At 69.3% G+C, this 12,029-nt stretch carries 11 protein-coding genes; 6 read left to right on the top strand and 5 right to left on the bottom strand.

The features are described 5' to 3' along the window. The first annotated feature begins 16 nt into the window (after positions 1-16). Positions 17-595 carry a hypothetical protein gene (locus tag FFT09_RS19075; RefSeq protein WP_138383519.1) on the top strand — a complete coding sequence of 193 codons (579 nt, stop codon included), beginning with the start codon at positions 17-19 and terminating at the stop codon, positions 593-595. A 9-nt stretch (positions 596-604) separates the two neighbouring features. Here the strand turns inward: FFT09_RS19075 and FFT09_RS19070 are convergent, their stop codons facing one another. Continuing rightward, positions 605-1,771 (bottom strand): DegT/DnrJ/EryC1/StrS family aminotransferase, encoded by a 1,167-nt coding sequence (locus FFT09_RS19070; RefSeq protein ID WP_081195286.1) that lies wholly within the window; start codon positions 1,769-1,771, stop codon positions 605-607. A gap of 266 nt (positions 1,772-2,037) precedes the next feature. Between FFT09_RS19070 and FFT09_RS19065 the strand changes: the two genes are divergently transcribed. Next, a complete protein-coding gene (locus FFT09_RS19065) occupies positions 2,038-3,444 on the top strand; it encodes an acyl-CoA carboxylase subunit beta (protein ID WP_081195284.1) in 1,407 nt (468 codons plus the stop codon). Between the two features lie 59 nt (positions 3,445-3,503). Then, positions 3,504-4,079: a 3-hydroxyacyl-CoA dehydrogenase NAD-binding domain-containing protein gene (locus tag FFT09_RS19060; RefSeq protein WP_081195283.1), complete on the top strand. Its 576-nt coding sequence runs from the start codon at positions 3,504-3,506 to the stop codon at positions 4,077-4,079. Between the two features lie 83 nt (positions 4,080-4,162). On the opposite strand, the gene FFT09_RS19055 is transcribed toward FFT09_RS19060, so the two are convergent. Together FFT09_RS19055 and FFT09_RS19050 are read right to left on the bottom strand one after the other, a co-directional pair. Next, on the bottom strand, positions 4,163-4,588 hold the full coding sequence (locus FFT09_RS19055) for a cold-shock protein (protein WP_081195281.1): 426 nt from the start codon (positions 4,586-4,588) through the stop codon (positions 4,163-4,165). Positions 4,589-4,823: 235 nt separating this feature from the next. Further along, positions 4,824-5,666 (bottom strand): alpha/beta fold hydrolase, encoded by an 843-nt coding sequence (locus tag FFT09_RS19050; RefSeq protein WP_425273067.1) that lies wholly within the window; start codon positions 5,664-5,666, stop codon positions 4,824-4,826. A 125-nt stretch (positions 5,667-5,791) separates the two neighbouring features. On the opposite strand from FFT09_RS19050, the gene FFT09_RS19045 reads away from it, so the two are divergent. Beyond that, complete coding sequence (locus FFT09_RS19045; RefSeq protein ID WP_138383517.1) at positions 5,792-6,289, top strand: CGNR zinc finger domain-containing protein; 498 nt, start codon at positions 5,792-5,794, stop codon at positions 6,287-6,289. Between the two features lie 210 nt (positions 6,290-6,499). Then, positions 6,500-8,206 carry an ABC-ATPase domain-containing protein gene (locus FFT09_RS19040; protein ID WP_138383516.1) on the top strand — a complete coding sequence of 569 codons (1,707 nt, stop codon included), beginning with the start codon at positions 6,500-6,502 and terminating at the stop codon, positions 8,204-8,206. 79 nt (positions 8,207-8,285) lie between these two features. Here the strand turns inward: FFT09_RS19040 and FFT09_RS19035 are convergent, their stop codons facing one another. Continuing rightward, the gene (locus FFT09_RS19035; protein ID WP_138383515.1) at positions 8,286-9,317 is read right to left on the bottom strand and encodes an SMP-30/gluconolactonase/LRE family protein; all 1,032 of its coding nucleotides are present in this window, start codon (positions 9,315-9,317) and stop codon (positions 8,286-8,288) included. Then, entirely contained in the window at positions 9,314-11,176 is a 1,863-nt protein-coding gene (locus FFT09_RS19030; RefSeq protein ID WP_138383514.1) for a flavin-containing monooxygenase, read from the bottom strand. The genes FFT09_RS19035 and FFT09_RS19030 overlap by 4 nt, the downstream gene beginning before the upstream one ends. Before the next feature lie 118 nt (positions 11,177-11,294). On the opposite strand from FFT09_RS19030, the gene FFT09_RS19025 reads away from it, so the two are divergent. Next, the gene (locus FFT09_RS19025) at positions 11,295-11,891 is read left to right on the top strand and encodes a TetR/AcrR family transcriptional regulator (RefSeq protein WP_167305398.1); all 597 of its coding nucleotides are present in this window, start codon (positions 11,295-11,297) and stop codon (positions 11,889-11,891) included. Positions 11,892-12,029: the final 138 nt, after the last annotated feature.

Below are 12,029 nucleotides of genomic sequence, written 5' to 3'. Positions count from 1 at the left end.
TCCGAGGTAGAAGCACATGGCAGGTGTCAGGGCAGTGGCCGCCGTACTCCCGGCGCACACGGACCCAGCCGACCTGACGCACGCGCTCGCCCGGCTCGCGGCGGAGACGGCGCCGGGTGACACCGGGCGGGCCGGTGCGTCGATCGCGCTGCCCGTGACCCACCTGTGGTGTGTCCTCGCCCAGGTATCCCGGGCGGATCGGCGGGAATTTCTCTTTCACTGCTGGAGGCACTGGACCAGAGGTATGCGGCCAGCCGAGCGGGTGGCGTTGGCGACGCGCTCGGCGGCGGAGGCGGGCACGGCGGGCCGGGTCGTTCACGACGTCCAAGGCCGCACCCGGCTGACGGGGTCCTGGCTGCGCTACTACGACGAGGTCGCCGACTTCGCTCGATCCAGCCGGACAGCGGGCACCGCACCGCTTGGCTATGTGTTGTTCACCCACGTGCGGGAGGCGCACCGGGTACTCGCGATCCCGGCGGCGGCGAGCGCGGTCGGCGCCGGAGCCCTCCGTGCCGCACTCGCGACGTCCGGTGAGCCGAAACCGACCGTCCGTTGTGGTCACGGGTGGGCGCCGAGCAACGCCACCCACCCGTGACCGGGGTTCTCAGGAGCTGGCCACCACGTCGGAGATGATCTCGGCGACCGTGTGCATCTGATCCTCCGTACCCAGCAGGGTGCGGTGGTGCAGCCACACACACTCGGCGTGCAGGGTCTCGGAGTTCGGGCACCGCTGCGCGATCGCCTCGACGGATTCGGCCGGTGCCGACGTCTCCCAGAACGCGTCGCACCGGTACACCGCACGGAACCCGGTGAAGGCGGGGACGCCGCGCGCGACGAGGGCGTCCACGACGGCGTTGCGGCGTTCCTCGGTCGCACCGGGAATCCGGAACATCGCCATGTAGTGCGACATGCGGTCGCACCGCTCGTCGCGACCCTGCGGTTCGACACCGGGGACGTCGGCGAGCAACCCGCTCAGCACCTTGCTCCGCGCCTCGCGCGTCTCGATCTGGTCGTCGAGCCGGGCCAGCTGCGCCCGCAGCACGCTCGCGGAGAACTCGTTGATCCGGAAGTTGGAGCCCGCGACGCGGTGCTTGTAGAGCCGGTCGGTGCGCGGACGGCCACAGCTGTGCCGCAGGAAGGCCATCTCGTGCAGTTCGGCGTCCGGGAAGGTGACGGCACCGCCCTCACCCGCTGTCATCAGCTTGCCGTTCTGGAAGCTGAAAGCGGCGACCGAGCCGAGTTCGCCCACGCGCTTGCCGCGCCACCGCGCGCCGTGAGCGTGGGCCGCGTCCTGCAGCAGCGGCACACCGGAATCGGCCGAGAGCTTCGCCAGAGCGTCCATGTCGGACATCTGCCCCGCCATGTGAACCGGCATGATCGCGGCGGTCTTGGAGGTCACCGCGGCCGAGGTGGCCTCGACGTCGATGCAGTACGTGTCGAGGTCGACGTCGACGGGGACCGCGACCGCGCCGAGCCGTTGCGCGGCCTGCGACGAGGAGATGAAGGTGAAGGCGGGCACGATGACCTCGGAGCCCGGTTCGACGCCCAGCACCTGCAGCGCCAGTTCGAGGGCGTGCGTGCCGTTCGTGACCGCGAGCGCGTGCGGCGCCCCGTGGTGGTCGGCGAACTCGCTCTCGAACGAATCGACCTCACTGCCGCCCATTCGCCACCACTGACCCTGGTCGAGCGCACGAAGCAGCCCGGCGCGCTCGGCGTCGTCGAACTGCGGCCATGCTGGCAGGTCCAGCGGCCGCGACAAAGCATCACTCATGATCGGTAGCCTTTCCTGCTACGACGGCCGCCCGGTATCCGACGAGCCGGCCGGCACCCAAGCTAACAGCACTGCGGACAGGGCCTCCCCCCTACGAAACCCCTTATCGGAGCGACGACACGGGCCACGACCTAGACCCCTGTGCGCCCAGCGGAGATCAGGGGTTGCCTGATCCGGGCTTGTTCGGGAAGTTCTTCTCCAGTTGAGTCCGCGCGGCCTGCTGACCGGTGCTTCGCTCAGCCGACCACGACGTTCTTGGGGAACCGATGACACTGCAGCCTGTGCAGGACGACACGGACTTCCGTGAGCCCATGAACCGGCTCGGCCGGCTGTTCGATCCGGGAACACTCACGCCGTACGGCGAGGACAACGGCGGCTCGGTCCGGGTGGCGACCGGGTCCGCGAACGGGGTGCCCGTCGTCGCCTACTGCACCGACGCGACGAAGCGCGGCGGGTCACTCGGTGCCGCGGAGGCCGACCGGATCATCGAGGCGATCGAGCTCGCGGTCGCGATGCGCTGCCCGGTGCTCGGCCTGTGGCACTCCGGTGGCGCGAAGCTCGCCGACGGCGTCGAGTCGATGGACGGGGTCGGCCGGATGTTCGCCGCCATCGTCGCCGCCTCGGGCACCGTGCCCCAGATCTCGGTCATTCTCGGCCCCGCAGCGGGCGCGGCCGCCTACGGCCCCGCGCTCACCGACCTCGTCATCATGGCGGCACCCGGCCGCCTGTTCATCACGGGACCGGAGGTCGTCCGCAGCGTCACCGGTGAACAGATCGACATGGAGGGCCTCGGCGGTTCCGAGGCCCACGGGACCCGCTCCGGGGTCGCGCACGTCATCGCCGGGGATGAGGACGACGCCTACGCCAGAGCCCGCGCGTTCGCGAGCCTGCTCGCCGCGCCCGGCGTGTTCGAGCCGGACACGCTGCCGGACGGTCCCGACCTGAGCGCTCGCCTGCCCGCCTCGCCCCGCAGGGCGTACGACGTGCGCCCGCTGGTCCGCGACTTCGTCGACGACGGGGAGTTCGAGGAGATCCAGCCCAAGTGGGCGGCGAACATGGTGGTCGGTCTCGGCAGGCTCGCAGGCCACACCGTCGGCGTGCTGGCGAACAATCCCCTGCGCAAGGGCGGCTGTCTCGACTCGCCGTCCGCCGAGAAGGCGTCGCGCTTCGTCCGGATGTGCGACGCCTTCGGCATTCCGCTCGTCGTCGTGGTGGACGTGCCCGGCTACCTGCCCGGCGTGGAGCAGGAGTGGGGCGGTGTCGTGCGCAGGGGTGCCAAGCTGCTGCACGCCTTCGCGGAGGCGACCGTGCCGCGCGTGACGGTCATTACCAGGAAGTCCTACGGCGGCGCGTACATCGCGATGAACTCCCGCTCGCTGGGCGCCACGAACGTCTTCGCGTGGCCGGACGGCGAGGTGGCGGTCATGGGCGCGGAGGCGGCCGTCGGAATCCTCTACCGGAAGCAACTCGCGGCCGCATCGGAGCAGGATCGCGAGCGGCTTCGAGCCGAACTGGTGGACAAGCAACAACGCGAGGCAGGCGGCGTCGACCGCGCACGCCGCCTCGGTGTGGTCGATGAGGTGGTGCGCCCCGACCGGACGCGCCGCAGAGTGGCCGAAGCGCTCTCCGCAGCACCCGCTCGCCGAGGGAGCCACAACAACATCCCGCTCTGAGATCCAGGGCCGCGATGGAGACAGGAGGAGACAGCGGTTGGTAATGGAAGGCGTTGGCCATGTCTCGGCCGTTCGGCACTGTGTGGATCATCGGCCTGGGCCGGGCCGGTGCCACCATGACACTGACACTGATCGACCACGGTTACCACGTGGTCGGCATCGAGGCCGATCCGGCCAGGCTGACCAGAGCACGGGTCGACATCGCACGCCGGGCCCGACGTCCCGACGAACGTAACCTGATGCCGGCCTCGTTCACCACCGCACGACTCGCGCGGTTCGACTGCACGGTCGCTCCGCACACAGCCCGGCCGGCGGACCTGGTGATCGAGGCCGTACCCGAGGACATCGATCTCAAGATCGAGGTGCTGCGCGCGGCGGCCTCCCGCAGGACCCCGCGGACCGTTTTCGCGACGACCACCGCGGGATTCCCGATTCCCCGGATCGCCGCCGACATCGGGCAGCCCACTCGCACCGCCGGAATTCGACTGGATGACGCGGGAAATCCGGTCGACGTCACCACTGTGCCACTGACCGACCCGGTCGTTCGCGATTGCCTGCACGATTTCGCGTACGGTCTCCGCTCACGCGCGGGGTCCGACTCGGCAACGGAATCAGAAACGCTCGTCACGAGCTGATCGATCGAATTTCCTGCCGTGGTGGTATGGGGTCGCCGGCAAGGGCAATCCCATACCACCACGCGAGCATTGAACCGAAAACGTTATGCGTCGACCCAGCCACGAGAGTGACCGATACGGAGCAGCCGCTCCCGGATGTTGCGAATCTCCTCGCCGGTCGCCGTGGGCGCGGCTTCCAGCAGCGCCTCTGTGACCTCAGCGAGAAACTCCTTGGTGGACAGCACGTCGACGAGCCCGTCGTCGGGCCGCTCGGACTGACCACTGGAGGAAACCGGAGCCGCGGAGCTCGACGGCGTTGCCTCACCACCGGAGGTAAGCCGCACACACGAGGCCTTGGGACCCCGGTCCCCGTCCTCGACCTCGAACTCCACGAACGCGCCCGGCCTGAGCAACCTCTTGTCGAATTCGAGGTCGTTCACGTGGATGAAGACATCGTCACCGCCGGTACTCGGCGAGACGAACCCGTAACCCTTGAACTCGTCGAAACGCAACACTTTACCCGTTACCACAAAAACCTACCTTCACCACAAAACAAACAGCATTACTTCGCCTCCGATGCTACCACGGGACCGTCGGCGATTTAGAGCCCCTAACACATTGGTCTGTTCGGCTCGCGGCACCCAGACGACGCCTCGCCGCGCTGGAGGAGGCGCCCACGTACTTCCAGTACGCGGACGCCCCTCCGCCTTGCGACGCATTCGCCTGGCCGCCGCTCCCTGATCGAACGCCAATGCGTTAGGGGCTTTAGGCATCGATGGCGGCACGCCAGTCCCGGATGATCCGCACGACCTCATCCAGGTGGGATTCCAGGAGGAAATGACCGCCGTCCAGGAGTTCGACGCGTGCGTCAGGTGAGTCGCGGCGGAACGCTGTGGCACCGGCGGGCCCGAAGATCTCGTCGTTTCGTCCCCACACCGCCAGCACGGGCACCCGCGAAGTGCGCAGCCAGTCCTGGACCCGGGGATACAGGGCGCGGTTGCCGGTGTAGTCGGCGAACAGGGCCAGCTGCGCGCGGTCGACGCCCGGGCGAGCCAGTAACGCGAGGTCGTGCTCCCAGGCGTCGGGGTCGACGGTCGTCACGTCGGGCACTCCGTGGGTGTACTGCCACTCGATCGCCTCCCGTTCGAGTGCGGGCCGCAGTGCCCTCTCGTTGGCCTCCGACGGATCGGCACCGTAGGCCCAGACGGGCTCCCAGAACTCCGGGACGAACCCCTCTTCGTAGGCATTGCCGTTCTGGGAGATCACGCCCTCGACGGATTCCGGGTCGGCCAGGGCGAGACGCCACGCGATCGGAGCTCCGTAGTCCTGGACGTACACGGTGTACCTCGTGACCCCGACAGCTCTGAGAAACGCTGCGGTGACCTCGGTGAGAGAGGCGAAGGTGTAGGTGAAGTCGTCGACGGAGGGAGCCGACGAGCGCCCGAAACCGATGTGATCGGAGGCGATGACGTGGTACCGGTCGGCGAGCGCGGGGATGAGATGCCGGAACATGTGGGAGCTGGTCGGGTAGCCGTGCAGCAACAGGATCACGGGAGCATCCCGCGGCCCGGCTTCACGGTAGAACACGTCCAGCCCGTCGACGGACACGGTGCGATGGTGGGTGACAGCCACAGCAAACCTCTTAAATCTGTTTTACTGGTTAGTCGCAAGCTAGCATGGGATAACCGGGCAGGCAACCGAGCCCGGCGACAGCCGACCACCCGGAGGCGACAGTGATCGAAGACGAAGAACTGTTGATGGCCGTGCTCAACAGCGCCCCCGTCATCGACGGCACACCCACCGAGCAGCTCGACGGCTCAGCGGGTCACGAGCTTCGCGACCGTTTCGGGGGCACCGGCACGACAACCGAGCTGCACCATCTACAACGGACTCGCGCTGCCCTGCACGGGATGATCCGCGAGGAGAGCGACGCCGCCGAGCGCCTTGCCGCGACCCTCGGCAGGACCACGCTTCTTCCCGAGGTCACCAGCGACGGCATCCAGTGGCAGCTCGACGCCCCGGCCGACGAACGACTCGCCGCACGGACCGTGCTGGCGTGGTCCCGAGTCATGGAGACACTGCCGGGGCGCCTTCGTGCGTGCGCCAACACCGAGTGCAACCTGTTCCTCATCGACCACAGCCGCCCGGGCACAGCGAAGTGGTGCTCCATGGCCACCTGTGGCAACAGGATGAAGGCGCGCGCCCACGCCCAACGCAGCCGACGTCGATGACCGCCGGCGCACGACGTGTTCCCACCGGTGGTCGGTCGGGAGCAGCGGGCCCGCGGGAGGCTGCGCAGCGAGCTCGTGAATCGACCGGTGTGGCAGACTGGGTGAACATGGTTGCGCTTGTTCTGTCCCCGAGGTTCTCGCCCGGCACCAGCGCCGGAGTCCGGCCGTTCCCGATCATCGACGGCCTCGGCTCCAGGAACTGACCACGGTATGCGGACACGGGAGACACTGGAGCGCACGCTCGCGTCGATCGACGGGCGCGGGTACGCCTCCTACAAGCAACTGCACGGCACCTACGACCTCGGCCTGTTCCGGTTGGCCGTCGACCACGTCCAGGTCGACCCGTACGCGCCGCCGTCGAAGGCTCGGGCGATCCTCGACCTCGACGCCACCGGCCTGCCCGCCGACCTGATCGACACCGCGAGCAAGCGGGTCGCCGTCAGCGACTTCCTCACCCGGCGCTGCCACGAGGCCGCCCGGAAGGCCACCGACGGCGACCGTACGGTGTCCTTCGGCACGCCTGGTCAGGAGGTTCTGCCCCGCACCAGCGTGCTCATCACCGAGGACCGTGTCGAGGCGCGTTTCGAGGTAGCCCTGCCCGCGAAGGGACGGCGGGCCCTCGGACGGGTCGCGGCGGACATCCTCACCCGCACGGTTCCCCGGATCGTCGAGTCGTCGCTGCGCTACGACAACCTCGACGCCGAGGCCCTGCGCGCCCACGTCGAGCTGCACCTCGACCAGGAACACCTGCGAGCCCGGCTCGGTGAGCGGGGCCTGGTGGCTTTCGTGGCCGACGGAGCGATCCTGCCGCGCCGCTCGGGTGACTCGGACCTGCCGATGTCCGCCGGTGCGACGCCGTTCGCGGGCCCGGAGTCGCTGCGCGTGTCGTTCGACCTGCCCAGCGGGCGCACCGTCACTGGCATGGGGGTGCCCGAAGGCGTCACCGTCGTGGTCGGCGGCGGGTATCACGGCAAATCCACGCTGCTGCGCGCGCTCGAACGCGGCGTCTACCCGCACGTTCCCGGGGACGGGCGCGAATGGGTCATCACCCGGCACGACGCCGTGACCGTCCGAGCCGAGGACGGCCGGGCCGTGACGGGCGTGAACATTTCCCCGTTCATCACGGGCCTGCCCTCGGGCACCGACACGACGCGCTTCACCACCACCAACGCCAGCGGTTCGACCTCGCAGGCGGCCAACCTCGTCGAGGCGCTCGAAGCCGGGACATCGCTGCTTTTGATCGACGAGGACACGTCGGCGACCAATTTCATGATCCGCGACGAGCTGATGCGCAAGCTCGTTCCGGCCGACCGGGAGCCGATCACTCCGTTCGTCGACCGCATCCGTCCGCTCTACGAGGAGCTGGGCGTGTCCACGATGCTGGTCGCGGGCGGCTCCAGTGCGTTCTTCGCCGTGGCCGACCACGTCATCGCACTTGACGCCTACGTTCCGCGCGATGTCACCGATGCGGCACACGCGATCACCGACGGGCCTCGCGAGACTCCGGCCGAGCGAGCGACGGAAGACACGACGCGGGTGTTCGCCGCCGAAGCACGCCGCGTGCCTGCCGCGACATCGCTGCGCCCGAAGAACAAGACCAAGCCCGCCAAGGCGCGCGGGCGTGGCGCCATCCAGTACGGAACGGACACCATCGACCTCAGCGCCGTCGCCCAGCTGGTCGACCCGGCGCAGACCACCGCCGTCGCGCACGTTCTCGACCGGCTCGCCGACCTGCTCGACGGACGCCGATCCCTGCACGAGGCGGTGGACGAGGTCTACCGGCGCATCGAGCGGGACGGCCTGGACGCGCTCTCCCCGCACAGCGGCCACCCCGGCCACCTCGCGCTCCCCCGCCGCCACGAGGTGCACGCCGCGCTCAACCGCTACCGAGGATCGCGCATCACGACGCGAGACTGAGCCAACGCCACCGGGGTGCGGCTCACGAACGGTGAGCGCGGAACGCCTGGTCCGTGCCGTCGGTCTCGGCTGGGTAGTGTCAGCCGCCGTTCGATTGCCGTACCCCCTCGGCGAGCGCATCGAAGCGGTAGACGTATCCGCCAGCGGGGCCGCTCACGGTCACGTATCCGTCGGTCGTTCCCGGTCGGATCGCCAGGTTCGTCGCGGACTTGAGGTCTCCGTCCTTCTCGGGCACCGTGATCGTGGCCTTGTGGGTGCCGTCGGGTGCGTACACGAGGACCTTCGCCTCGCCGTGCATGCCCTGGTAGACGTTGCCGGCCGCGTCGACGGCGTTCGAGTCGGTCTGCGCGGTCCCGCCGTCGACGTACATCCCGCTGTGACCTGCGGTGACGGCGGTGCCGTCCTCGGTCACAGTGAGCCGGTCGATCCGGTTGGCGTCGAGTTGGCTCACCCAGAGCGCCCCGCCGTCGAGGTCGAACGAAATGCCGTTGGGGTTGGGCTGGTGGTCGGCCAGCACAGTGCCCTCGCCGGTGTCGACGTCGAACCGAAGCACGCGACCCGACGGTTCGGCATCCGGATACGTGGTGAACGACGAGTCGGTGACGTACATGTTGCCCGCGTCGTCGAAGGTGAGGTCGTCGGGCCGCATCGGGCGCCCGTCCACAGGGCCACCCGCGACCACCTCCGGGTCCTCACCGTCGGGGGTGACGCTGAGGATTCGGCCGCCCGCGTAGTCGGTGAGGTAGAGCCGTCCGTCGACGGGACTGAACTGTGCCGACGTGTAGGCGCCCGAGTCGTCGGTATACACCGGGTCCGTCTCGCGGGTGGCCAGGTCGACGGCCACGACCTTGGGGCCGCCGGGCGGCGCCGTGACGTCGACGAGATAGAGCCGTCCGTCGTCGCCGAAGGTCGGCCCCTCGAGCAGGGTTCCCGCGGGTTGGTCCCGCGGCTCCGCGACGTGGAGCACCTGGCGTGCCTTCTGTTCCTTTGGGTGCCGCTGCTCCCCTGCCCGGCCCGCCGGGCCGCCGGAATCCGACGCGCACCCCGCCAGGACCAGCATCACCACGGCGGCGCCGACGGCCGGCGCACGTCGCCCGGAATCGCGTGTCATGCCCGTCCCTCCGCCCTCGTCTCGTCCGCGGCCTGGTCCGCTGTTGCCGCATCCGCACCGACGAGGACGTCGTTCATGTCCCCCGCACGCCACTCGGCCAGCAGGCGGTGGAACGCCACCGGGCCGGGGCTGTACGACCTCGGTGTCGCGCGCCGGGTGCCCTCGCCGTTGTAGTAGCCGGGTGTGCACTCCGCGAGGAACGCGGAGTTGTCGACGGCGGTCTCGACGATCGTGTCGCACCACGCCTGCTCCGCCTCACGGGTCGGCTCGACGTGGTGGGCACCGGTCTTGTGCGCGCGGGTAAGGACGGCGGCGATGTGGTCGGCCTGCTCGGACAGGATGTGCGTGAAGTTCACGGAGTTCGCGTTCTGCAGCGACGCGAGGTGAAACAGGTTCGGGAACCCGTGGGAGTAGAAGCCGTGCAGGGTGCGCGGCCCGCGCCCCCACGCCTCGAGCAGCGTCCGCCCGCCCCGCCCGTACACCGGCAGCGTCCCCGAGACCACCCCGGAGACCCCGACCTCGAACCCGGTGGCGAAGATGACGCAGTCGACCTCGTACTCGTCCTCGCCGACGACGACGGCGTTTGCGGTCATCCTCGTGATCCCGCCGTGGTCGGCCGTGTCCACGAGGGTCACATTAGGACGGTTGTACGCCTGCAGGTACGTGTCGCTGAAGCCCGGGCGCTTGCACATGTACCGGTACCAGGGCTTGAGTGCCTCCGCCGTGGCCGGGTCGTCCACGACCGCGTCGACACGGGCTCGGATCCGGTTCATCGTGGCGAAGTCGGCCAGCTCGTCGAGCCGCTCCCGCTCCGCCGGGTCCAGCGAGGTGTCCACAGCACCCGTGATCATCATGCGCTGCAGCCGCGCGGTCGATGTCCAGCCGTCCTGAACCAGGTCCCGCTCGACCTCTTCGCCCGCGAGGATCGCGAGGAAGTTCTCCATCCGCTCCTTCTGCCAGCCCGGCCGCAGCGACGCGGCCCACTCGGGGTCCGTGGGCCGGTTGTCGCGTACATCGACCGACGACGGCGTGCGCTGCATGACGTAGAGGTGGGCCGCGTCGCGGGCCAGGTGCGGAACCACCTGAAGTCCCGTCGCGCCGGTGCCCACCACGGCCACCCGCTTGTCCGCCAACCCGGTCATCCCGCCGTCGGCACTCCCGCCGGTGTAGCCGTAGTCCCAGCGGCTGGTGTGAAACGTGTGTCCCCGGAAATCCTCGATCCCGGGGATTCCCGGCAGTTTGGGCTGGGTGAGCGTGCCGGAGGAGACGACGACATAGCGTGCGCGCATCGCATCCCCGCGGTCGGTGCGCACCTGCCATTCGGCCGAGCGCTCGTCCCACGTGAGCTCCGTGACGCGGGTGTGGAAGACGGCGTCGCGATACAGCTCGTACTGTTCGGCGATCCGCACCGCGTGCTGCCGGATCTCCTCACCGGGGGCGTAGCGCCACCGCGGCACGTACCCGGTCTCCTCCAGCAGCGGCAGGTACACATACGACTCGACGTCGCACTGGATGCCCGGGTAGCGGTTCCAGTACCACGTGCCCCCGAAGTCCCCGGCCTCGTCCATCATGCGGACCGACTCGAACCCCGCCTCACGCAGCCGCGCCCCGGTCAGCAGGCCACCGAAGCCGCCGCCCACGACCAGCACCTCGACGCGGTCGGTCAGCGGCAGACGCTCCGTGCGCGGCGTGTACGGATCCCTCGCGTAGTACCCGAACTCCCCCGCCGCGCGCACGTACTGCCCCAGACCTTCCGGACGGATCCGCCGGTCGCGCTCGCTGCGGTACTTCTCCCGCAAGGCATCGGGGTCGAACCCCAGGTCAGCCGGTGGCACGGCGGCGGTTGTCCTCTCGGTCACGGATGAGGCCCTCTCGTCGGTCGGTTTCGGGGCCCAGGGCACCAACCCGCCTGGGCACTCCACTAACCGTACATTGATGTACGTTTCTTTCAACCCACCGGATGGTTACGCTCCATCCATGCCGACAACCCCGCGCCGCGACGCCGCACGCAACCGGGATCGCCTGATCACCGCGGCCAGGCACTGTTTCGCGACCCTGGGCCCGGACGCGCCGCTCGAGGACATAGCGCGCGCCGCCGGCGTGAGCCGCACGACGCTGCACCGCCACTTCGAGGCGCGTGAGGATCTCGCGGCCGCCGTGCTGGAACAGAACGTCGCCGACATCGAATCCCGTGCGAGGAAGCTCCTCGACGTCACGGACGGCCTCGAGCGGCTCTTCCACTACCTGCTCGACGTCCAGGCGGAGGCCCCCTGGCTGGCCCGGTTCGTCAGCGCCGACGCCGTTCCACCGGAAACCCGCACACTCGGTGATCGCACGGCGGCGGCCATCGAACCGCTGGTCGATCAGGCCCGGGCTCGCGGCGTGCTGTGGCCCGAACTCGGGACCGAGGACGTGCTTCTGGCGCTGCCGATGGCGATGGCGGCGCAAATGGCGCGTCAGCACCCAGCCAGCACCCATCGTTCGGACCACGTGCGGACGGTGCTGCATCGCGGGCTGTTCACGACGGACCCGCCGCGACGCCGCCCGGACGAGACCAAGCGAGGAGAGGGCTGAAACGTCGAGCGGGTCAACCCGCGGCCATGAAATTGCGAGGCCACGACACGCGCACTGCACCCGCGCCAGGACGCCACGCCACGAGACCCACAGTTCACAAACAGACAACAGACACGCCGTAATGGTTCATTTTTTGAC

The sequence above is a fragment of the Saccharomonospora piscinae genome, assembly GCF_005862235.1.
In the GTDB taxonomy this organism is placed as follows: Bacteria; Actinomycetota; Actinomycetes; order Mycobacteriales; family Pseudonocardiaceae; genus Saccharomonospora; species Saccharomonospora piscinae.
Note: the sequence above shows the minus strand (reverse complement) of the source record. Positions and strands in the feature narration are given on the sequence as shown.

Excerpts from the sequence above, each read along its gene's own strand:
- FFT09_RS19025 (WP_167305398.1), top strand. The coding sequence starts at position 11,295 with ATGCCGACAACCCCGCGCCGCGACGCCGCACGCAACCGGGATCGCCTG.
- FFT09_RS19060 (WP_081195283.1), top strand. The coding sequence starts at position 3,504 with ATGTCTCGGCCGTTCGGCACTGTGTGGATCATCGGCCTGGGCCGGGCC.
- FFT09_RS19035 (WP_138383515.1), bottom strand. The coding sequence starts at position 9,317 with ATGACACGCGATTCCGGGCGACGTGCGCCGGCCGTCGGCGCCGCCGTG.
- FFT09_RS19040 (WP_138383516.1), top strand. The coding sequence starts at position 6,500 with ATGCGGACACGGGAGACACTGGAGCGCACGCTCGCGTCGATCGACGGG.
- FFT09_RS19065 (WP_081195284.1), top strand. The coding sequence starts at position 2,038 with ATGACACTGCAGCCTGTGCAGGACGACACGGACTTCCGTGAGCCCATG.
- FFT09_RS19070 (WP_081195286.1), bottom strand. The coding sequence starts at position 1,771 with ATGAGTGATGCTTTGTCGCGGCCGCTGGACCTGCCAGCATGGCCGCAG.
- FFT09_RS19075 (WP_138383519.1), top strand. The coding sequence starts at position 17 with ATGGCAGGTGTCAGGGCAGTGGCCGCCGTACTCCCGGCGCACACGGAC.